Genomic DNA, 19,064 nt, shown 5'->3' on the forward strand with positions numbered 1-19,064 from the left:
CGTGCCAGATGCTGGCGGTGATTCGTAGGCTGGCGGTGAACCGCGAAGCGCGTGAACCCCAGCGATGCGCGAAAGCCCCTCGCCCCCGCGCTAGAAAACCCTGATGCGGAATCCGCAAAGTCCTGTGTTACAGTCAACCGCATGAACCGTATCGCGCTGGCCCTACTACTCATCCCCCACGGGCGGAGACGGTAGCGCGCGCGCGTATTCCCGGACAGACGGCCCGTTTGCACCAGCAGCGGGCCGTTTTTCTTTGGGGCTGCCGGTTCCACCACCACGATCCCACCAAGCGAGAACACCGATGCCGATGCTGAAGAACCCCGCGAGCAAGTACCGCCCCTTCGCGCCCGTGCGCCTGAACGACCGCACCTGGCCCGACGCGGTGCTGACGAAGCCCCCCGTGTGGTGCAGCGTCGACCTGCGCGATGGCAACCAGGCGCTGATCGAGCCGATGGACATCCCGCGCAAGCTGCGCATGTTCGAGACCCTGGTGGCGATCGGCTTCAAGGAGATCGAGATCGGCTTCCCCTCGGCCTCGCAGACCGAGTTCGACTTCGTGCGCAAGCTGATCGAGGAAGACCTCATCCCCGACGACGTCACCATCCAGGTGCTGACGCAGGCGCGCGAGCCGCTCATTCGCCGCACCTTCGAAGCGCTGCAGGGCGCGCGCCGCGCCATCGTGCACCTGTACAACGCCACCGCGCCGGTGATGCGCAGGGTGGTGCTGGCGCTGGACGAGGACGGGATCGTGGAGCTCGCCACCTCGCAAGCGAGCCTGTTCAAGGAACTCGCTGCGCAGCAGCCCGCCACCGAGTGGATCTTCCAGTACTCGCCCGAGATGTTCTCCGGCACCGAGCTGGCCTTCGCCAAGCGGGTGGTCGATGCGGTGACCGAGGTCTGGCAGCCCACGCCGGCGCGCAAGTGCATCGTCAACCTGCCGTCCACGGTGGAACACTCCACCCCGAACATCTTCGCCGACATGATCGAGTGGATGCACCGCCACCTGGCGCGGCGCGACGCCATCGTGCTCTCGGTGCACCCGCACAACGACCGCGGCACCGGCACGGCGGCCGGCGAGTTCGCCGTGATGGCCGGCGCCGACCGCCTCGAAGGCTGCCTGTTCGGCAACGGCGAGCGCACCGGCAACCTCGACCTCGTGAACGTCGCGCTGAACCTCTACAGCCAGGGCGTCGATCCGGGCCTGGACTTCTCCGACATCGACGAGGTCCGCCGCACCGTGGAGCACTGCAACCAGTTGCCGGTGCACCCGCGCCACCCGTATGTCGGCGACCTGGTCTACACCTCGTTCTCCGGCTCGCACCAGGATGCCATCAAGAAGGCCTTCGCCGCGCGCCGGGAGGACGAGCCCTGGGACATGCCATACCTGCCGCTCGACCCGAAGGACCTGGGGCGCAGCTACGAGGCCGTCATCCGCGTCAACAGCCAGTCCGGCAAGGGCGGCATCTCCTACCTGCTGGAGAGCGAGTACGGCCTCGAATTGCCGCGCCGCCTGCAGATCGAGTTCAGCCAGGTGGTGCAGGCCGTGATGGATGCCAGCGGCAAGGAACTCTCGGCGCAGGACCTTTGGACGCTGTTCGGCAACGAGTACCGCATCGGCCGCGCGCAGGTGGCGCACCAGGTGCTGGAATCCGGCGCCCCGGGCGAACGGGTCACCCTCGAAGCGGACGTGCGCATGGCCGACGGCCGCGCGCTCGCGGTGACCGGAGCGGGCAACGGCCCGATCGATGCCTTCGTCGAAGGGATGAGCCAGGCCATCGGCGAGCCGATCCGCGTGCTGGACTACCATGAGCATGCGATCGCATCGGGCGCCGACGCGCGCGCCGTCGCCTACCTCGAGTTGCGGGTCGGCGACCGCACGCTGTTCGGCGTCGGCATGGACGGCAACATCGTCTCGGCCTCGCTGAAGGCGATCGTCTCGGGCCTGCAGCGCGCCGGCCTCGCGACCGAACAAGAGGAATCCACATGGCAGACCAACTGATCATCTTCGACACGACGCTGCGCGACGGCGAGCAATCGCCCGGCGCCTCGATGACCAAGGACGAGAAGCTGCGCATCGCGCGCCAGCTCGAGCGGCTGCGCGTCGACGTGATCGAGGCCGGGTTCCCGGCCAGCTCCAACGGCGATTTCGAATGCGTCCAGGCGATCGCCCAGGCCATCAAGGAGTCGGTCGTCTGCGGACTGGCACGCGCCAACGACCGCGATGTCTCGCGGGCGGCCGAGGCGCTCAAGGGCGCGGCCCGCGCCCGCATCCACACCTTCATCGCCACCTCGCCGCTGCACATGGAAAAGAAGCTGCGGATGACGCCCGAGCAGGTGCTGGAGCAGGCGAAGCAGTCGGTGCGCTTCGCGCGCAACCTCTGCGCCGACATCGAGTTCTCGCCCGAGGACGGCTACCGCAGCGAGATCGACTTCCTGTGCCGCGTGCTGGAGACGGTGATCAACGAAGGCGCGACCACGATCAACGTGCCCGACACCGTCGGCTACGCGGTACCGGAGTTGTACGGCAACTTCCTGAAGACGCTGCGCGAGCGCATTCCGAACTCCGACAAGGCCGTCTGGTCGGTGCACTGCCACAACGATCTCGGCATGGCGGTCGCCAATTCGCTGGCGGGCGTCAAGCTCGGTGGCGCGCGGCAGGTCGAATGCACGATCAACGGCCTGGGTGAGCGTGCGGGCAACTGCTCGCTGGAAGAGATCGTGATGGCCGTGAAGACCCGCAGGGACTACTTCGGGCTCGACGTGAACATCGCCACCGAGCACATCGTGCCGGCCAGCCGCATGGTGAGCCAGACCACCGGCTTCGTGGTGCAGCCGAACAAGGCGGTGGTCGGCGCCAACGCGTTCGCCCACGCCAGCGGCATCCACCAGGACGGCGTGCTCAAGGCCCGCGACACCTACGAGATCATGCGGGCCGAGGACGTCGGCTGGACGGCCAACAAGATCGTGCTGGGCAAGCTCTCCGGCCGCAACGCCTTCAAGGCACGCCTGCAGGAACTCGGGGTGCAGATGGAGAGCGAGGCCGACATCAACGCCGCCTTCGCGAAGTTCAAGGAACTGGCCGACCGCAAGAGCGAGATCTTCGACGAGGACATCCTGGCGCTGGTGAGCGACGAGGCGGCCACGCACGAACAGGAAACCTACCGGCTCGTCTCGCTGCGCCAGCACAGCGAAACCGGTGAGCGTCCGCATGCCGAGGTCGTGATCACCGTGGAGGGCCGCGAGGTGCGCGGCGAATCCGACGGCAACGGTCCCGTGGACGCGTCGCTCAAGGCGATCGAGACGCACGTCAGGAGCGGGGCGGAGATGGTGCTGTACTCGGTCAACGCGATCAGCGGCTCCACCGAAAGCCAGGGCGAAGTGACGGTGCGGCTGTCGAACTCCGGGCGCATCGTCAACGGCGTGGGCGCCGATCCGGACATCGTGGTCGCCTCGGCGAAGGCCTACCTGAGCGCCTTGAACAAGTTGCACAGCAAGGTCGACAAGGTCCCGGCGCAAGGCGGCGGGCCGCTGTAGCTCCCGGCCCGGCGCTCCGGCCGGGCCGCGCCTGACAACCAACTCCTGAGCCATCGCGTTAGCCAGCTGTGCCGGCGGCGCAACCGTGTCCGCGGAAAAAATGACAGTCAGGACTGGGGGATTTCCCTCACTGCACAGGCAGGGCGTGAGCTTATGTTCCTAAGTCATTGATTTTTGTAAACATTGCCCCCAAACGCGCCGCTGCAGAAGTACACTTCGTCCCGTGGTGTCAGTTGTGTCCTACACCCACCGTCGTTGCTGGAGTACCCGACCTTGAACCGCCTTGTCCACGCGATCGCCATCAGTGTCCTGGCCCTGTCGCTCGCGCCCGTCGCTGCCGACGCCGCCCCGCACAAGCGGGTGGCCAAGAAGGAGGCCCACGCCAGCATCGTGAAGCGTGCCCGGGTCAGCAAGACGTACACGGTCCCCCGCAGCCCGATGGTCGCCCGGCAGAGCCGTTCGATCGTGCGCCTGGCGCCGGCCAAGCCTTCCTTCGGCGAGATGGCCGGCCTGCACGCCACGCAGGATGAGCTTGACCTGCGCTCCAGCGTCGCCCTGGTGATCGACCAGGACTCCAACGAAATCCTGCTGCGCAAGAACGATTCCGCCGTGCTGCCGATCGCCTCCATCACCAAGCTCATGACGGGCCTGGTCATCAGCGAGGCCAAGCTGCCGATGGACGAGGCGGTCACCATCAGCCAGGACGACGTCGACACCGAGAAATTCACCGGCTCGCGCCTGCGGGTCGGCGCCACGCTGACCCGCGGCGAGCTGATGCAGCTGGCGCTGATGTCCAGCGAAAACCGCGCCGCCCATGCGCTGGGTCGCACCTATCCCGGCGGCCTGAATGCCTTCGTCGAAGCCATGAACAGCCGTGCGAAGCTGCTGGGGATGAACGACACGAAGTACGTCGAGCCGACGGGCCTGTCCAGCCGCAACCAGTCGAGTGCGCAGGATCTGGCGCGCCTCGTGGCCTTCGCCTCCAACGATCCGATGCTGCGCGAGCTGACGACCACGCCCGAGCGTCAGGTCGAAGTGGGCAACCGCACGATGCAGTTCCACACCACCAACCGCCTGGTGAAGAACCCCGCCTGGGAGATCGGCCTGCAGAAGACCGGCTACATCGCGGAAGCAGGCCAGTGCCTGGTGATGCAGGCCAAGGTGGCCGGCCGCAAGCTGATCATGGTGTTCCTGGATTCCGCCGGCAAGCTGAGCCGCATCGGCGACGCCGAACGCGTGCGCAAATGGGTCGAAACCCACTCCCCCAGCGGCCTGCCGAGCCCCAACACGATCATCCGCCAAGTCAACGGGTAGACGCCGCGCGACGGTCGGGACAACCAACAACCAGAACGCAAAAGCCGCAAAGGTACGCAAAAGCCGCAAAAGACATCCTTGATGGGGATGTTCCTTTGCGGCTTTCGCGCTTCTTTTGCGGCTTTTGCGTTCTGGCTGTCCGGCTGTCCTGTTCCAGGTTCTTACGCCGCCAGCCGCTCCGTCGGCGGCTTGTAGCCCAAAGCGGCGGAGATCGCTGCGGCGGTCGTCTGCAGCTTCGACAGCCAGCTTTCGTCCAGCCGGTCGGCGGGGGCCGAGATCGACAGGCCGGCGATCAGGCGCGCCTGGTCGTCATAGATGCCGGCGGCCATGCAGCGCACGCCCAGCTCCAGTTCCTCGTTGTCCCGCGCGATCCCGTACTGGCGGGCCTTGGCCAGCTCGCGTTCCAGGATCGGCAGCTGCGTGATGCTGTTCTTCGTGTGGCCGGCCAGGCCAGTGCGGGTGGCGTAGGCGCGCACGCGCTGCGGATCGTCCACCGCCAGGAACAGCTTGCCGGTGGACGTCAGGTGCAGCGGCGCCCGGCCGCCGATGGCGCGCACCACCTGCATGCCCGAGCGCTCGCTGTACGCGCGCTCCACGTAGACGATCTCGTCGCCCTGGCGCACGCTCAGGTTCACCGGCTGCTGGATCTGCTTGTGCAACTCGCGCATCGGCGCCAGCGCGGCGTCGCGCACGTTCAGCCGCGCCTTCACCAGGTTGCCCAGTTCGAGCAGGCGCATGCCCAGGCGGTAGCTGCCCGCCTCGGGGCGGTCCACGAAGCGGCCGGTGGCCAGGTCGTTGAGGATGCGATGCGTGGTCGACGGGTGCAGGCCCGTCTTCTCGCTGATTTCCTTCAGGGAGATGGCTTCTTCCCGCGAGGCCAGAACGTCGATCAGCGCGAACATGCGCTCGATCACCTGGATGGTGGGGGTGGCGGGAGCCGTGGAGTCGGTTTTTCTCATGGGGACCGTAGTATGCCCCCGTATTTTATCTTGTGAAACCGAGCCGCGGCTTCAGCGGGGTTTGTCGCGGCGCAAAGGTCGTGGCGGTGCGACGGGCCGCGGCAGGGCCGCCGCGGGCAGCGGGGGCAGGGGCGAGCCGTCGCCGCGCTGCCATTGGCCGTCCACCAGCACCTCGTGCGGGTGGAAGCGCGACTTGTAGTTCATCTTCGGGCTTTCCTGGATCCAGTAGCCCAGGTACACGTGCGGCAGCTTCAGGCGCCTGGCCTGGTCGATCTGCCACAGCACGCTGTAGGTGCCGTAGCTCGAGGTCGGATCGGGTTCGTAGAACGTGTACACGGCGGAAATGCCGTCGTTCAGCACGTCGAGGATGGAGACCATGCGCAGCGGGCCGATGCTGCCATCCGGCTGCTTTTCCCGGAATTCCACCAGCCGCGAGTTCACGCGGCTTTGCAGCAGGAACTGCGTGTACTGGTCGATGCTGTCGTGGTCCATGCCGCCGCCGGCATGGCGCCCTGTCTGGTAGCGCAGGTACAGGTGGTAGTGCTCGGGCACGAAGCACAGCTTGAGCACCCGGGCCTGCAGGTTGCCGTGGCGCGCCCACGCGCGCCGGTGGCTGCGGCTCGGATGGAAGTCCTCCACCAGCACGCGCAGCGGCACGCAGGCGCGGCAGCCGTCGCAATAGGGGCGGTAGGTGAACATGCCGCTGCGACGGAAGCCGCTGGTGACCAGGTCCGAGTAGGCGTCGTTGTGGATCAGGTGGCTTGGCGTCGCCACCTGCGAACGGGCCTGCTTGCCCGGCAGGTAGCTGCACGGGTACGGCGCCGTGGCGTAGAACTGCAGCGTCTGGAGCGGAAGGTCCTTGAGGTGCGTCACGCGGGGGTCGTGGAGGGCGGCAAGACTGCGTCCCAGTATACGGGCTCGAATTGCCATGGTGCACTGTTGCGACGCGCCTGTGCGGCCACTTCCCGAACAAATTCGTCCCGCGGGATCTCGCGCGCCCCCAGCGAGGCGAGGTGCCGGGTGTTCTGCTGGCAGTCGATCACGCTCACCTGCGCCTGCCGGCTCCAGGCGACCAGCGCCGCCAGCGCGATCTTGGAGGCGTCCGGCACGCGGGTGAACATCGACTCGCCGAAGACGGCGCGGCCGATCACCACGCAGTACAGGCCGCCCACCAGCCGCCCGTCCATCCAGGTCTCCACGCTGTGGGCGAAGCCGGCGCGGTGGAAGGCCTGGTAGGCCTGCACCATCGCCGGCACGATCCAGGTCCCCGACTGGCCCGGGCGCTCGCTGGTGGCGCAGGCGCGGATCACCGCGTCGAAGTCGGTGTCGAAGCGGATCTCGCACTGGGCGTCGGCGACGAACTTCGCCAGCGTCTTGCGGAACGACCGGTGCAGCCTGAATTCCGCGGTGAACAGGACCATCCGCGGATCCGTGCTCCACCACAGGATCGGCTGGCCTTCGCTGAACCACGGAAAGATGCCGTTGGCGTACGCGCGCTGCAGGCTGTCGATGTCGAGCGCGCCGCCGGCCGCCAGCAGGCCGGGCGCCGGCTGCCGCTGATCCCAGGCCTGCGCCGGATCGGGGAAGGGGTCGCCAGGTTGGAGCCAGGGCAGGTGCATCGGGGTGGGCACTGTCACGCGGGAGGTGATTGTGCCCGGCCGGCGGGGCTCGCGTCCGCGGCTGGAGGAAATCGGTCGAGCGCTTTCCTAGGGCGCGCCGCGCAGCGGCCGCGGCACTCCGGCGGCGGGCTGCACCGTGTCGGCGTTGGCCACCGACACCGGCACCAGCTGCGGCCGCGGCAGCAGGCGGGCGCCGATCCGGAAGCCGCCTTCGGCGGGCTCGCTGCGCACCACCTCGGCCTCGCAGCGCAGCGGGTACTGCTGGCCGTCCAGCAGGTACTCGATCACGACCTGCACGCGCGCGCCGCTCTCGTAGCTGCGCTCGGAAAGGAAGGAAAGGCCGTTCGCGCTGATGTCCCGGGTGGTCGCCGGCGCCCCATCCACGCTCACGGGCATCGTCGCCCCGAAGCGCTCGGCCTCCCTGCGTTCCCGGCGGGGCCGCAGCGGGACCGGGATGGTGACTCCGTGTTCGGGCATGGAACTGTTCCTCGTGAACCCCGACCGTAGCCGGCGACAGGGACTGGTTTGTAGTCCGGCGCCGGGCCGACGCGTCGGACGCGGCGGATTCATGCGCGGCTTCAGTGGCGACTACGCGCCGCGAAGGCGCATTCCGACAAGACGGGCGCAGGCCGCATTCCAGCATGCGCTCGTCCCGTCGAAGGAGCCGACATGCCGCACGACAGCCGTGAAGCACGCGCTGAAACCCTCCAGGTGCTGATGCCGTGGGGATCCCCCCTGGCCGAAGGCGAGGACCCGGTGGCGGCGACGGCCTTCTGGCTCGCCGGTGGCGCCTCGCTCCTGCTATGGACGGCGGTGGCCCTGCTGCTGACCTCGGTCTAGCACTCCGGTCCTGCGGTCTGCTTGCGCTGGCCGGGCGACAGCGCGGAAAAGTCCACACTGGCGGGCGTGAAAAAAACAGGATCGTGCCGGCCGTCTGTGCCAAACTTCAGGTCATCCTGAACGCTTCCGACTTCATGCGCAGCCCGCACGTCCCCGATTCCCAAGCGCGCCTGCTGCCGGCCGGCCGGCGCTGGGGCTTCGGCGCGCACAGCGTGCTGCCCTACCTCTCCTTCGCCCTGCAATCGCGCCCCGGCCAGGCGCCGGGCGAATCGATCCGCAATCCCGTGTTCCCGCAGATGGAGAATACGCTGCCGGTCCTCCTGCGCCGCTCGCACTGAGCGGCGCGCAGGATGGCGCGTGCTTCTTCGATGGAGGCTCGCATGGCCCAATGGCGCAAGGGTTCCCCCGACGAGGTCTACTCCGAAGAGGAGATCACGCAGCGACTCGCGGCCGAACTTCCGGCCTGGTACTACGAGGACGGCTGGATCCGCCGCAAGTACAAGACCACCGGCTGGAAATCCACGCTGATGGTGGTCAACACCGTCGGCCACCTGGCCGAGGCCGCATGGCATCACCCGGACCTGGCCGTGTCGTACGCCTTCGTGGTCGTCAAGCTGGTCAACCATTCGGCCAAGGGCGTGACCGACAAGGACTTCGCGCTGGCGCGCAAGATCGAGGAAGTGCTGATGTGGCGGCCCGGCGGCGAGGAGGGCTCGCCGCTGGAGGGCACGCCCGAGGATCCGCGCTTCAAGTACCTGAAGTACGACTGAGGCGCGGCCGCCCGCCACCGAAGGCATCGGGCCGGAAATATACGCACAGCAGGGCGAGCGCGAGCAGCGCGGGCACGGCGCGCAGGTCGGTGGCCACGCTGGCGCGGCGCGCGAGTTGCGGGTCGCGCATCAGCGCCGCAAGCTGCCCCGGATCGCGCAGGGCGCTGTAGCCCAGGCCGGTCTGGGCCGCCAACGCGCGCAGGTGCGGCTCGCGCAGCTCCGACAGGTGTTCGCGCGAGGGCGGCTGGCCCGCCGGCACGTTGCGCTGGAGCACGTCGCCGGCGCGCCAGTAGCCGATGCGGTTGCCCTCCGCATCCGTGCGCGGGATGGGCTGCGGCACGCCGGCGCCTATCCCCAGCAGCCAGCCGCGTACCTGCCCCGCCTGGACGTCGTCGAAGCGAGGGAAGGCGGTGAGCGGCGGCGACTCGTGGCCATCGGTGAGGAACAGGATCGCAGGTTTGCCCTGCAGCTCCTTGGCGGCGCGCAGCGCCCAGAACACGCCCTTGGCGACCTCGCTGGCGTTGCCCCAGCGGATGCGGCCGTCGATCTCGGCCAGCGTGGCAAGCAGGTCGTTGTAGTTCTCGCAGACCTCGATCGGCGCCAGCAGCAGCAGGGTGCGGTATTCGGTGAACGCGGCCCAGCCCACGCGGGAGCCGCAGGGCAGCTCGCGCAGGGCGCGTCGCGCCGCCGCGCGGGCAAACTCCAGCCGGCTGACCGGCGCGCCGTCGATCTGCGCGTCCTCCACGTCCATGCTCTGCGTGATGTCGAACACGAGGACGGTGTCCGCCACGTTGCGCGGCAGCGGCACCGGCGGCATGAGCAGCGCGACGAGCAGCAGCAGCGTCGCGCCGGCGAGCAGGGGCGCGTCGCGCAGCAGCGCCTTCACGGCAGGTCGCTCCGCATCGCGGGCGCGGTAGTCAGGACGCGTTCGCGCTCCACCGGCGGTGCGTTGTCCTCGCCGAGCTGCTCGTCGACCTCGGGCGCGATGCCCAGGGCGCGCTCGAGGTTGTAGCGCGCGTCCCAGTCAGCGGGGTCGTCGCGCAGCGCATCGCGAAAGCTCTGCTTGGCAAGTTCGACCAGCGGCAGCGCGTCGCTCGCGTGCTTGGTGCCGTTCTTCAGTGCCTCGCGCAGGTGCAGGTTGCCCAGGTTGTACAGGACGGCGTGCCGCAGCGGCCCGTGCTCGCCCTGCAGCAGCGCCTTGTGCGCGGCCAGCGCCGCCTCGTAGCGGCCGGCGCCGGACAGCGCCAGTGCCTGGGCGAAGCGCGCTTCGGCGAAGTCGCTGGGGGCCGCGCTGGCGTCGGCCTGCGCGATCGCGCGGTTGATGCGCTCGGCCTGCACCATGCGCACGGCCTGCCACGCCGCGGGCACGGCCAGGGCGAAGCTGGCGGCGGCGAACAGGAGGTGAATGGTGCGGCGCTTCATTGCCAGGCCCGCAAGGTGACGGCGCGCAGCGCGAAGAGCAGGGCGCAGCAGGCGATTGCCGTGGCGAGCGCGGCAGCGCTGAAATCGCGCCGCGGCACGCGCTCGGTGAAGTCCAGCGGGAAGTTCTGCTGCCGGCCCACGTCTGCCACCGCCCGTGCCACGCTCTCCGGGTCGTCCGCCTCGTAGGCGCGGTAGGCGCCGGGCAGGGTCTGGAAGAAGCGGTGCAGGGCGATCTCCGGCACGGCTTCGTTGGCCTCGCCCGGCGTATCGAGCTTGAGGCTGTTGACGGAGCGCAGGTAGATCCAGGCCAGCGAGACGCGGTTGCGCAGTGCCGCCGCGTGCACGCGCTTCTTCGTGGCGGCATCGAGCCGCGCGCCGCCGTCGGACACCAGCAGCACGATGCGGCTGCCGGTGTAGGCGCGCTGGTCGTACTCCGCGATGGCGGCCAGCAGGGCGCGCCCGACGTCGGTGTCCGCCAGGCCCCGGCCGACGCTGCCGGCCGTGATGCCGGCCTGCACCACCGCGTCGTGCTGCGTGAAGCGCACGACGCGCATCGGCTGGGTGCTGAAGAACATCAGCGAGAAGCGGTCGTCCGGCCGTTCGCCGACGAAGCGCGCCAGCAGTTCGCGCGCGACCTTGCCCTTGGGCTCGCCGCGGGAGCCGGCCTGGTAGCGCAGGTTCAGGGGGTCGATGGTGCGCCAGTCGGCCGGCAGCATGCGCTCGTCCATGCTGCGGCTGCGGTCGATCAGCAGCACGATCTCGGCGCCGCGGCCGCTGCGCTGCACCAGCGTTTCGGGCCGCATCGGCCCGGCGATGGCGAGGACGATCGCCAGCAGGGCGGCCATGGCCAGGAGCCGCCACGCCCGTCCGAGCGCGGCGCCCAGGCGGTCCGGCGGCAGCCAGCCCAGGTGGGGCAAGACCAGCGCCTGCCGCCGGCGCGGCAACAGCGGCAGCACCGCCAGCGGCAGCAGGACCAGCGCCCAGGGGTGCGCGAATTCGAGCAGCGCGTTCATGGCGCATGCCGCCGTTCGAGCCGGCTGAGCCCTGTGCACAAGGCCTGCGGCGACACGGCATCCGCGGGCAACCCGGGGCCGAAGAAAAGCTGCGCGGACTGGGCGTAGAACGCCTCGATCTGCGGCCGCAGCGGCTGCAGGTGCGGCGCGCGCTGGAACAGCGCGTCCAGCGTCCCCGCGTGCACGACCCGTCCCGCCGTGCGGTCGAAGGCCTGGTGCAGCGCCTGGAAGGCCGCCGGCGCGCCGGCCTGCTGGCCGCGCAAGGTGCGCAGGGCCCTGGTGAAGGGCAGGGCCGTGCGGGCCCGCCATGCGCTCCAGCCCGCATACGCCAGCCAGCCGGCCAGGCAGGTGGCCAGGGCGGCGAGCCACAGCGACAGCGTGCGCTGCATCGCCGCGGTGTCGATCACCGGGGCCGGCCGGTCGGGACGCAGCGGCAGCGACTCGGTGGGCGCAACGGGCGCGGTGAGCGGCCCTATGCTGAGGGCGGCGGGTGCGATGCGCAGCGGCGCGGCACCGGCGGCGCCCGCCAGTTCCCAGCGCGGGACGGCGACCGTCGCCAGGCTGCGGGGCGCGTTGACGACCTGGTATTCCACCACCAGCCAGCGCGCGCCGTCCGGGGCGGCTTCCACGCGTGCCGTGCGCCGTTCCAGCCAGGCGCTCACGCGTGCCGGGCCGGGCAGCGTCGCCGGGGTGAAGGCGCGGCCTTCGCGTGCCAGCAGCACCTGCTGCACCGCGATGTCGCCCACGGTGTAGCCGAAGGGGCGCGGCTGGCGCACCACGGCGTCGCCGGCGTCCGCCAGCACCGCCGCGGTGAAAAGCACCGCGGCGAACGCGAGGGCGCGGCACCATTGCATCACGATCCCTCGCACAGATGCTCCGACAGCGCCTGCGCGTCGAAGGCACCCTGCAGGTAGAACGGCCGCAGTCCGTGCGCGCCGAACAGGCGGTCCAGTTCGGTGCGGCGCGCGAGCACCGCCTCGCGCCAGCGCGCGCGCAGGGCCGGGCGCAGCCACACGGTGCGGCCGCCGCCGCTCTCGGCGTCCCGCAGCATCGCCAGGCCGTCGCGCGCGGGCGGCTCCACTTCCGCCGGGTCCCACACCACGAGGGGGACGACGAAGGCCGGCAGCAGCATGTCGAGGACGTCGTCCAGCCCGGCCAGCGGCCAGTGGAAATCCGACACCAGGAACACGATGCCGCTGCGCCCGGCGATCAGCGTGGCGGCTTCGCGCAGGCCGGCGATGCCGCCCGGGCCGCCCTGGCTTTGCAGCAGCAGGTCGGCCAGCATCTCGCCCATGCCGCGGTGGCGCCAGGCGGCGACGCGCAGTTCGGGGTGCTCGGCGCGATCGAAGGCCACCATGCCGACGGCGTCGCCGACCCGGAAGGCGCTGTGGCCGAGGGCCTGCACGAACGCGCCCACCACTTCCAGCTTGCCCGGGGCGCCGAAGCGCATCGAGGCGGAGACGTCGACCAGCAGGCGCACCGTCATGGCGGCGCGCTGCCGGTTCACGCGCACCAGCCAGTCGGACTGCAGGCTCGCGATGCTGGCGCGCAGGTCCAGCCGGCGCGGGTCGGGCCGGGCATACAGGCTCAGGTGGGTGACGAACTCCAGTCCCGTGCCCAGGCCGCTGCCCGCGTGGGTGCCGGTGCGCTGGCCGGCCACCCGGTGCGGGGAGCGGTAGCGAAACTCCGGCACGGCGCTCATGGTGGGATTCGCCGCGAGGGGGTTCAGCGCGGCGTCGGAACGCGCTGCAGGAGCTGCGCCGTGAGCGCCTCGGCGATCTGGGCGTGGCGCATCTCGTACAGCGGCGAGAAGAACACGCGGTGGCCCATCACCGCCGGGAACACCGATGCGATGTCGTCGGGGATCACGTGCTCGCGGCCGGCGAACCAGGCGGCGACGCGGGCGGCGCGCACCAGCGCCATCATGCCGCGCGGGCTGGCGCCGGAGAGCATCAGGCGGTCCATGTCGACGCCCTCGATGCGCACGTCGAAGCGCTGCGGCGCGTGCGTGGCCTCCCACAGGTCCATCACGTAGCGCTGCAGGGCTTCGCTGACCAGCACGCTTTCCTGCACCAGCACCGCGATGTCGTTCAACTCGCGCCAGGGCACGATGCCGGGCTCCACGCGCGCCAGCAGCGCCTCGGTGTCGTGGAAGGCGGGGTCGAAGACGATGGCCCGCCGCGCCGCCTCGTCGGCGGGCGCGGCCATCCGCAGCTCGAACATGAAGCGGTCGCGCGCTGCCGCCGGCAGCTCGAAGGTCTCCTCGCGTTCGAGCCGGTTGCGGTCGGCGAACACCGTCATGTGCGGGAAGCGGAATTCGCGGTTGAACGCCGTCACGGTGCGTTCGGCCATCGCGCGCAGCAGCAGCGCCTGCACCTGCGGCCGCGCCCGGTTGATCTCGTTGAAGAAGAAGGTGGCAAGCGCGTCCTCGTGGCGCAGCAGGGGGCCGGGCTCGATGCGCGGCTTGCCCGCTTCGTCGACGTAGGTGTGGTACACGAGGTCGCCCGGCATCAGGTCCACCGTGCCCTCCACGCGCTCGAACTGGCCGCCCACCGCCCGCGCGAAGGCGCGCAGCACGGTGGTCTTGCCGACGCCGACGTCGCCTTCGAGCAGCACGTGGCCGCGCGCGAACAGCGCCACGTTGATCATCCGCAGCGCCTGCGGCTGGCCGACGACGGCGCGTGCGACCTCGGCCTCGATGCGCAGCGCCCGCGCACGCCAGCCGTGCAGCAGTTCGTCAGCGTGGGTCATCGAGGAGGCAGCTCTTGCGCGCCTGCGCCTGCAACTGGCGGAACTTGCGGATCTGCACCTGCAGCGACTCGACGTCGCGGATGTAGGAGCCGCGTTCGCCGCCGATGCTGGTGGCCTTGGAAGCCGTGCTCATGGTGACGAAGTCGTCGTAGGGCACTTCGGCGGCGATCCGGTCGATCACGCAGGAGCACTTGTTCACCATCTCGTAGTGGCCGCCGGGGTGGTCGTGGATGCACGACTCGACGTAGGTGACGCGCTCGGAGGTCGGGTAATCGTGGGCCTGCACGCAGGCGGGGGCGGCGAGCAGCGCCGCGAGGAAGCAGTGGAGCGCGGGAATTCGCATGCCGGGTTCTCCCTGAACGGGGTTCTAGTTCGTTTCGGCCATGGTGAGCGTGCGCGAGGCGCGCGGCGCGGCACCCGCCGAGGCGCCGGGCAGCAGGGCGCGCAGCTGGTAGACGCCTCCCGGCACCGCGTCGGAGAGGAGGATCGTGTATTCGGTCGCCGCCTGGTCCTCGAAGCGGTTGCGGAAAGGGTCGTCGGCGAAGGGCGCGATGCGCACCAGCCGCGCCGGCACGTCCTTTGCGCCCCAGCGGATCGTGGTGTCCGAAACCGTGGCCGCGTCGACCAGCGACTGGCGGATGCGCCGGCGGAAATGCGCCGCCTGGCCGTTGGTGGTGCGTTGCAGCCGCCGTACCTCGCCTTCCAGGAAGTACAGCACCACCGGATTGCCGCGGGCCTGCGGGATGTCCGGCAGGTTCACCGCCAGCGCTCCGGTGAGGTAGTCGCCGTGCACGTCGCAGCAGCCGGCCGCGCCCTGGCTCAAGGTGATGACCGCGCGGTCCGTCACGCGGGGCTTGCCCTCGGCCTCCTCGACGTAGACGTAGCGCAGCGCGCCCGGCTGGCGCGTGTTGGCCAGGTGGTCCTGCTGGAACACGAGCCGCTCGGCCGCCGACGGCTCGGGAGCGGCGGGCTGGGGCTGCGGCTGGGGCTGGGTCTGGGCGAACACGGGCGGCACGGCCAGCGCCAGCCAGGCCGCGGTGCAAAGCAGGCTGGCCCTCCGCATGGCGCCGCTCACTTGACGGCCGTCGGGGTGGCTTCGTCCACCAGCGGCACCCCGTACTCGCGCAGGATCGCGAGGATCTCGACGCGGTGCCTGGCGATCAGGTCCTCGATCTGCTTCTTCCACTTCGGCTCGCCGTAGCGCACGCCCATGGCCATGGCGAAGTCGAACGGCAGGCCGGGCTCGGACTTCATCGGTGCGACCAGGAGTTCGGGCGACTTCACGCGGCGGGCGAAGTAGCTGGCGATGGGACCCCAGACGATGGCGGCGTCGATGCGGCCCTGCGCCAGTTCGCGCTCGATGATCTGGCCGGGGTACTGCTCCGGGTCGGGGCTCATCATCGCGTAGGGAACGCCGCGGTCGACCAGGCCATGGCGCGCCAGCCACATCGATGCGGGCGAGCGGTCGTACACGCCGATGCGCAGGGTGCGCAGGCGCTCCGGCGGCAGCGCGAGCAGGTCCTCGGAGCTGCGCACGGCGTCCATGCCCTTGCCGCGCGGGAACACCAGGGCGTAGGTGGAGCGGTAGTAGGGCTTGGTCGCGGAGACCTGGTCGAAGCCGGCCGGCACGCCCATCACCACGTCGCAGCGGTAGGCCTCGTCGGGCAGCTTGAAGCGCAGCGTGTTGCGGATGAAGGCGAGCCGGTTGGGGAACGAGTAGTAGGTGACCGGCAGCCCGAGGTCGCGGGCGAACAGCTCGGCGATCCTGTTCTCGAAGCCCTCGCCGGCGAGGTTGGAGAACGGCATGTTGTTCGGGTCCTGGCAGACCCGGAACGCCGTGCGCGGAGAGTCGTCGGGCAAGGCCTGTGCGTGGGCCGCGTTGCCGGTCCACCCCAATGCGGCCAGCGCGAGGGCCGCGAGGGTACTTCGGGCCGTCATGAGCCGACTTCCATGGGCTCCACGCGGGCGCGCGTGATGGCCCCGTCGGAACGCCCCTTCAGGTAGGCGTAGAGGGCGTCGAGGTTGGACATCACCGTCTTGTTGGTGGCAAAACTGACCATCCCCTTGTCGAGGCGGCCGTTGGTCACGGTCGTGACGAATTCTTCCTTGGTGAGGGTCTTCAGGCTGTTGATCAGGGAAGGGCCGACCAGGCCTTCCTGGTTGGCACCGTGGCAGCGGTCGCAGGCTGCGGCACGCCAGGTGCGAAAACCTTCCATCGTGAACTTGTCGACCTTGTACCCATCGACGACCTTGTAGGGCTTGTCTTGGCCCGCGGCCGGTGCCGGTGCCTGCGCCGCGACGGTGGCCGCCGCCAGGGGCAGCGCCAGCAGGAGGGCGCGTGCGATGTTGGACTTCATGTTTCGGACTCCCCTTCCGGACTGCGATTTCGAATTGGGAAAGGCGATCGCGCGAACGAGCCGCGCGATCGCCTTGTTGCACCTGCTCAGTTCGGCAGCGTGAAGACGGTCAGTGATCCGCCCAGTTCGGTGTACTGGTTCAGTTCGCGGTAGCCGCCCACGGCGCCGAGGCCGTCGGTGTCCTTCTCGAGGCCCGCGGCCATGCCGATGCCGGCCCAGCCACCGATGCCCGAGAACACGCCCATGTACTGCTTGCCCTTGTGTTCATACGTGAACACGTTGCCGATGATGCCCGAGGGCGTCTTGAACTTGAAGAGTTCCTTGTTGATGTTCTTCGCGTCCACGCACTTCAGGTAGCCTTCCAGCGTGCCGTAGCAGGACAGTCCGCCCGCCGTGTTGAGCGCGCCGCTCCAGACGGAGAACTTCTCGGCCTTGGTCTGCACGATCTTGCCGGTGCCGGCGTCCCAGGCGATGTAGTTGCCCAGGCCACCATGGCTCTGCGGGGCAGGGTACATCGACAGGGTGGCGCCGACGTAGGGCTGGCCGGCGGTGTATTCGACCTTGAAGGGCTCGTAGTCCATGCAGACGTGGTTGGTCGGCACGTAGAACAGCTTGGTGTTCGGGTCGAACGAGGCCGGTTGCTGGTCCTTCGAGCCGAGCGCCGCCGGGCAGACGCCCTTGGTGTTCACGTCCGGTCCGTTGGCCGCGGTCGAATACTTCTTCACCGCGATCGGGCGGCCCGACTTCATGTCGATGCCGGTGGCCCAGTTCACCTTCGGGTCGTACTTTTCGGCGACCAGCAGTTCGCCCGTGGTGCGGTCCAGCGTGTAGCCGAAGCCGTTGCGGTCGAAGTGCACGAGCGCCTTGCGCGGCTGGCCCTTGACGTTGATGTCCGCCAGGATCATCTCGTTGACGCCGTCGAAGTCCCACTCGTCATACGGAGTCATCTGGTAGACCCACTTGGCCATGCCGGTGTCGACGTCGCGGGCGAAGATGGTCATCGACCACTTGTTGTCGCCCGGGCGCTGCGCCGGGTTCCAGGTGGACGGGTTGCCCGTGCCGTAGTACATCGTGTTGGTGGCCTTGTCGTAGCTGTACCAGCCCCAGGTGGTGCCGCCGCCGATCTTCCACTGGTCGCCCTGCCAGGTCTTGAGCGAGGAGTCCGGGCCCACCGCCGCCATGCGGCCGTCGGTCCAGGTCATCGTCTTCTGCGGGTCCATCAGCATCTCGGCGTCCGGGCCGGTGCTGTAGGCGCGCCAGACCTGCTTGCCGCTGTTGATGTCGTAGGCGGTGATGTAGCCGCGCACGCCCCATTCGCCGCCGCTGATGCCGGTGATGACCTTGTCCTTGAAGACGTGGGGGGCGTTGGTGTTCACCGCGCCCAGCTTCGGATCGCCGTTCTTCACCGACCAGACCACCTTGCCGGTCTTCGCGTCGAGCGCGACGAGCATGCTGTCGGCCTGCTGCAGGAAGACCTTGCCTTCGGCATAGGCCAGCCCGCGGTTGACGGTGTCGCAGCACATCTGCGGGATCACGGCCGGATCCTGCTTCGGCTCATATTTCCAGATCAGCTTCTGGGTGTTCAGGTCCATCGCGAACACCTTGTTCGGGAAGGGCGAGTGCAGGTACATCATGTCGCCGATGACCAGCGGCGAGCCCTCGTGGCCGCGCAGCACGCCGGTGGAGAAGGTCCACGCGACCTGCAGCTTGCCGACGTTGCCGGTATTGATCTGCTTGAGCTTGCTGTAGCGCTGGTTGTACATGTCACCAGCCTGCATCGCCCAGTTCTTCGGGTCGGCGATGTTCTTTTCCACATCCGCATTGGCGTGGGCCAGCGCGGGTAGCACGAGCATCGCGGCGGCGGCGAGGAACTGCCGCCATGGGACACGGGGTCTTGCCATATCAATGTCTCCTTTGAAATTGCGAACAGCGGGGGAGCTCAGGCCTGGAACGGGTGGGCGGCGGTCGCCTTGCGGGCGACGACGTCGGCGGCGGTCGGCTCGTTGTTCACCGCGCGCTTGATGGCTTCCTTGGTGGCGCGGTAGTTGAAGTCCTGGATCTTCTTGTCGTCCTCGGCCTGCCAGTGGATGAAGACGCCGACGCAGATGAACAGGTTGTCGGCCTCGGCCTTCGGGATCGTCTCGTCCTCGACGCAGTCGGCGACGGCCAGGGCGACGGCATGTTGCGCCGGGCCGAACATCTGGACGGCCTGCTTGGCGCCCTTGATGGTGACCTTGTTGAACATCACCGTGGCCGGCTTGGCGATCAGGTTCGGGGCCACCACCGCCAGCAGCGAGGTGAAGCCGTCCTTGTTGTTCACCAGGGCGTTGGCGAAGGCGGTTTCGGCGGGCGAGCCGCGCGGCCCGATGATGAGGTCGATGTGGGCGACTTCGTTGCCCTCGCCGACGAGGGATTCTCCAACCAGCATGCGGTCGATCTTGGCCATGTGCGTTCCTCCGGTCCGTTGTGGGGGATGGGACTCGCC

Annotated in this window: 22 protein-coding genes; 6 read left to right on the top strand and 16 right to left on the bottom strand. The window is 69.2% G+C overall.

Translation table 11 applies throughout. The features are described from left to right. Window positions 1-307: 307 nt before the first annotated feature. From leuA to JI746_RS06075, 3 genes are all read left to right on the top strand, one after another. Window positions 308-1,999, top strand: coding sequence for a 2-isopropylmalate synthase (gene leuA, locus JI746_RS06065; RefSeq protein WP_201687912.1), 1,692 nt, complete (start codon window positions 308-310; stop codon window positions 1,997-1,999). After that, window positions 1,984-3,534, top strand: coding sequence for a 2-isopropylmalate synthase (locus JI746_RS06070; RefSeq protein ID WP_201687913.1), 1,551 nt, complete (start codon window positions 1,984-1,986; stop codon window positions 3,532-3,534). Before leuA ends, JI746_RS06070 begins: the two co-directional genes overlap by 16 nt. 273 nt (window positions 3,535-3,807) lie before the next feature. Continuing rightward, window positions 3,808-4,848, top strand: a complete 1,041-nt coding sequence (locus JI746_RS06075) for a serine hydrolase (protein ID WP_236599612.1) — start codon at window positions 3,808-3,810, stop codon at window positions 4,846-4,848. Window positions 4,849-5,009: 161 nt separating this feature from the next. On the opposite strand, the gene JI746_RS06080 is transcribed toward JI746_RS06075, so the two are convergent. The 4 genes from JI746_RS06080 to JI746_RS06095 all read right to left on the bottom strand — a co-directional run bounded on the left by JI746_RS06080 (window position 5,010) and on the right by JI746_RS06095 (window position 7,903). Then, window positions 5,010-5,807, bottom strand: a complete 798-nt coding sequence (locus tag JI746_RS06080; protein ID WP_201687914.1) for an IclR family transcriptional regulator — start codon at window positions 5,805-5,807, stop codon at window positions 5,010-5,012. Between the two features lie 51 nt (window positions 5,808-5,858). Next, the gene (locus JI746_RS06085; RefSeq protein WP_330892954.1) at window positions 5,859-6,680 is read right to left on the bottom strand and encodes an arginyltransferase; all 822 of its coding nucleotides are present in this window, start codon (window positions 6,678-6,680) and stop codon (window positions 5,859-5,861) included. Next, entirely contained in the window at window positions 6,677-7,426 is a 750-nt protein-coding gene (gene aat, locus JI746_RS06090; RefSeq protein WP_201688183.1) for a leucyl/phenylalanyl-tRNA--protein transferase, read from the bottom strand. Before aat ends, JI746_RS06085 begins: the two co-directional genes overlap by 4 nt. Before the next feature lie 87 nt (window positions 7,427-7,513). After that, window positions 7,514-7,903 (bottom strand): PilZ domain-containing protein, encoded by a 390-nt coding sequence (locus tag JI746_RS06095; protein ID WP_201687915.1) that lies wholly within the window; start codon window positions 7,901-7,903, stop codon window positions 7,514-7,516. 192 nt (window positions 7,904-8,095) lie between these two features. Between JI746_RS06095 and JI746_RS06100 the strand changes: the two genes are divergently transcribed. From JI746_RS06100 to JI746_RS06110, 3 genes are all read left to right on the top strand, one after another. Beyond that, window positions 8,096-8,266 (top strand): hypothetical protein, encoded by a 171-nt coding sequence (locus JI746_RS06100; protein WP_201687916.1) that lies wholly within the window; start codon window positions 8,096-8,098, stop codon window positions 8,264-8,266. A gap of 134 nt (window positions 8,267-8,400) precedes the next feature. Further along, a complete protein-coding gene (locus JI746_RS06105; protein WP_201687917.1) occupies window positions 8,401-8,604 on the top strand; it encodes a hypothetical protein in 204 nt (67 codons plus the stop codon). Window positions 8,605-8,646: 42 nt separating this feature from the next. Beyond that, entirely contained in the window at window positions 8,647-9,036 is a 390-nt protein-coding gene (locus JI746_RS06110) for a 4a-hydroxytetrahydrobiopterin dehydratase (RefSeq protein ID WP_201687918.1), read from the top strand. On the opposite strand, the gene JI746_RS06115 is transcribed toward JI746_RS06110, so the two are convergent. The 12 genes from JI746_RS06115 to fae all read right to left on the bottom strand — a co-directional run bounded on the left by JI746_RS06115 (window position 9,014) and on the right by fae (window position 19,025). Next, the gene (locus JI746_RS06115) at window positions 9,014-9,922 is read right to left on the bottom strand and encodes a VWA domain-containing protein (protein ID WP_201687919.1); all 909 of its coding nucleotides are present in this window, start codon (window positions 9,920-9,922) and stop codon (window positions 9,014-9,016) included. The genes JI746_RS06110 and JI746_RS06115 overlap by 23 nt on opposite strands. After that, the gene (locus JI746_RS06120; protein ID WP_201687920.1) at window positions 9,919-10,458 is read right to left on the bottom strand and encodes an MxaK protein; all 540 of its coding nucleotides are present in this window, start codon (window positions 10,456-10,458) and stop codon (window positions 9,919-9,921) included. The genes JI746_RS06115 and JI746_RS06120 overlap by 4 nt, the downstream gene beginning before the upstream one ends. Then, window positions 10,455-11,471: a vWA domain-containing protein gene (locus tag JI746_RS06125; protein ID WP_201687921.1), complete on the bottom strand. Its 1,017-nt coding sequence runs from the start codon at window positions 11,469-11,471 to the stop codon at window positions 10,455-10,457. The genes JI746_RS06120 and JI746_RS06125 overlap by 4 nt, the downstream gene beginning before the upstream one ends. Beyond that, on the bottom strand, window positions 11,468-12,325 hold the full coding sequence (locus JI746_RS06130) for a calcium incorporation protein MxaA (protein WP_201687922.1): 858 nt from the start codon (window positions 12,323-12,325) through the stop codon (window positions 11,468-11,470). Before JI746_RS06130 ends, JI746_RS06125 begins: the two co-directional genes overlap by 4 nt. Further along, a complete protein-coding gene (locus JI746_RS06135; protein WP_201687923.1) occupies window positions 12,325-13,173 on the bottom strand; it encodes a DUF58 domain-containing protein in 849 nt (282 codons plus the stop codon). The genes JI746_RS06130 and JI746_RS06135 overlap by 1 nt, the downstream gene beginning before the upstream one ends. 23 nt (window positions 13,174-13,196) lie before the next feature. After that, window positions 13,197-14,222 (bottom strand): AAA family ATPase, encoded by a 1,026-nt coding sequence (locus tag JI746_RS06140; protein ID WP_201687924.1) that lies wholly within the window; start codon window positions 14,220-14,222, stop codon window positions 13,197-13,199. Continuing rightward, on the bottom strand, window positions 14,209-14,565 hold the full coding sequence (locus tag JI746_RS06145) for a hypothetical protein (protein ID WP_201687925.1): 357 nt from the start codon (window positions 14,563-14,565) through the stop codon (window positions 14,209-14,211). Before JI746_RS06145 ends, JI746_RS06140 begins: the two co-directional genes overlap by 14 nt. Before the next feature lie 24 nt (window positions 14,566-14,589). Next, window positions 14,590-15,285, bottom strand: coding sequence for a hypothetical protein (locus tag JI746_RS06150; protein WP_201687926.1), 696 nt, complete (start codon window positions 15,283-15,285; stop codon window positions 14,590-14,592). An 8-nt stretch (window positions 15,286-15,293) separates the two neighbouring features. Then, window positions 15,294-16,160, bottom strand: coding sequence for a substrate-binding domain-containing protein (locus JI746_RS06155; RefSeq protein WP_201687927.1), 867 nt, complete (start codon window positions 16,158-16,160; stop codon window positions 15,294-15,296). Beyond that, window positions 16,157-16,579: a c-type cytochrome gene (locus JI746_RS06160; protein WP_201687928.1), complete on the bottom strand. Its 423-nt coding sequence runs from the start codon at window positions 16,577-16,579 to the stop codon at window positions 16,157-16,159. The genes JI746_RS06155 and JI746_RS06160 overlap by 4 nt, the downstream gene beginning before the upstream one ends. 86 nt (window positions 16,580-16,665) lie before the next feature. Continuing rightward, window positions 16,666-18,432 carry a methanol/ethanol family PQQ-dependent dehydrogenase gene (locus JI746_RS06165; RefSeq protein ID WP_201688184.1) on the bottom strand — a complete coding sequence of 589 codons (1,767 nt, stop codon included), beginning with the start codon at window positions 18,430-18,432 and terminating at the stop codon, window positions 16,666-16,668. Window positions 18,433-18,518: 86 nt separating this feature from the next. Then, window positions 18,519-19,025, bottom strand: coding sequence for a formaldehyde-activating enzyme (gene fae, locus JI746_RS06170; protein WP_201687929.1), 507 nt, complete (start codon window positions 19,023-19,025; stop codon window positions 18,519-18,521). Window positions 19,026-19,064 lie beyond the last annotated feature (39 nt).

Origin of the sequence: Ramlibacter alkalitolerans, from assembly GCF_016722765.1 — a bacterium.
Lineage (GTDB): Bacteria > Pseudomonadota > Gammaproteobacteria > Burkholderiales > Burkholderiaceae_C > Ramlibacter > Ramlibacter alkalitolerans.

Excerpts from the sequence above, each read along its gene's own strand:
- leuA (WP_201687912.1), top strand. The coding sequence starts at position 308 with ATGCTGAAGAACCCCGCGAGCAAGTACCGCCCCTTCGCGCCCGTGCGC.
- JI746_RS06070 (WP_201687913.1), top strand. The coding sequence starts at position 1,984 with ATGGCAGACCAACTGATCATCTTCGACACGACGCTGCGCGACGGCGAG.
- JI746_RS06080 (WP_201687914.1), bottom strand. The coding sequence starts at position 5,807 with ATGAGAAAAACCGACTCCACGGCTCCCGCCACCCCCACCATCCAGGTG.
- aat (WP_201688183.1), bottom strand. The coding sequence starts at position 7,426 with ATGCACCTGCCCTGGCTCCAACCTGGCGACCCCTTCCCCGATCCGGCG.
- JI746_RS06095 (WP_201687915.1), bottom strand. The coding sequence starts at position 7,903 with ATGCCCGAACACGGAGTCACCATCCCGGTCCCGCTGCGGCCCCGCCGG.
- JI746_RS06100 (WP_201687916.1), top strand. The coding sequence starts at position 8,096 with ATGCCGCACGACAGCCGTGAAGCACGCGCTGAAACCCTCCAGGTGCTG.
- JI746_RS06105 (WP_201687917.1), top strand. The coding sequence starts at position 8,401 with ATGCGCAGCCCGCACGTCCCCGATTCCCAAGCGCGCCTGCTGCCGGCC.
- JI746_RS06110 (WP_201687918.1), top strand. The coding sequence starts at position 8,647 with ATGGCCCAATGGCGCAAGGGTTCCCCCGACGAGGTCTACTCCGAAGAG.
- JI746_RS06120 (WP_201687920.1), bottom strand. The coding sequence starts at position 10,458 with ATGAAGCGCCGCACCATTCACCTCCTGTTCGCCGCCGCCAGCTTCGCC.
- JI746_RS06125 (WP_201687921.1), bottom strand. The coding sequence starts at position 11,471 with ATGAACGCGCTGCTCGAATTCGCGCACCCCTGGGCGCTGGTCCTGCTG.
- JI746_RS06130 (WP_201687922.1), bottom strand. The coding sequence starts at position 12,325 with ATGCAATGGTGCCGCGCCCTCGCGTTCGCCGCGGTGCTTTTCACCGCG.
- JI746_RS06135 (WP_201687923.1), bottom strand. The coding sequence starts at position 13,173 with ATGAGCGCCGTGCCGGAGTTTCGCTACCGCTCCCCGCACCGGGTGGCC.
- JI746_RS06140 (WP_201687924.1), bottom strand. The coding sequence starts at position 14,222 with ATGACCCACGCTGACGAACTGCTGCACGGCTGGCGTGCGCGGGCGCTG.
- JI746_RS06145 (WP_201687925.1), bottom strand. The coding sequence starts at position 14,565 with ATGCGAATTCCCGCGCTCCACTGCTTCCTCGCGGCGCTGCTCGCCGCC.
- JI746_RS06150 (WP_201687926.1), bottom strand. The coding sequence starts at position 15,285 with ATGCGGAGGGCCAGCCTGCTTTGCACCGCGGCCTGGCTGGCGCTGGCC.
- JI746_RS06155 (WP_201687927.1), bottom strand. The coding sequence starts at position 16,160 with ATGACGGCCCGAAGTACCCTCGCGGCCCTCGCGCTGGCCGCATTGGGG.
- JI746_RS06160 (WP_201687928.1), bottom strand. The coding sequence starts at position 16,579 with ATGAAGTCCAACATCGCACGCGCCCTCCTGCTGGCGCTGCCCCTGGCG.
- JI746_RS06165 (WP_201688184.1), bottom strand. The coding sequence starts at position 18,432 with ATGCTCGTGCTACCCGCGCTGGCCCACGCCAATGCGGATGTGGAAAAG.
- fae (WP_201687929.1), bottom strand. The coding sequence starts at position 19,025 with ATGGCCAAGATCGACCGCATGCTGGTTGGAGAATCCCTCGTCGGCGAG.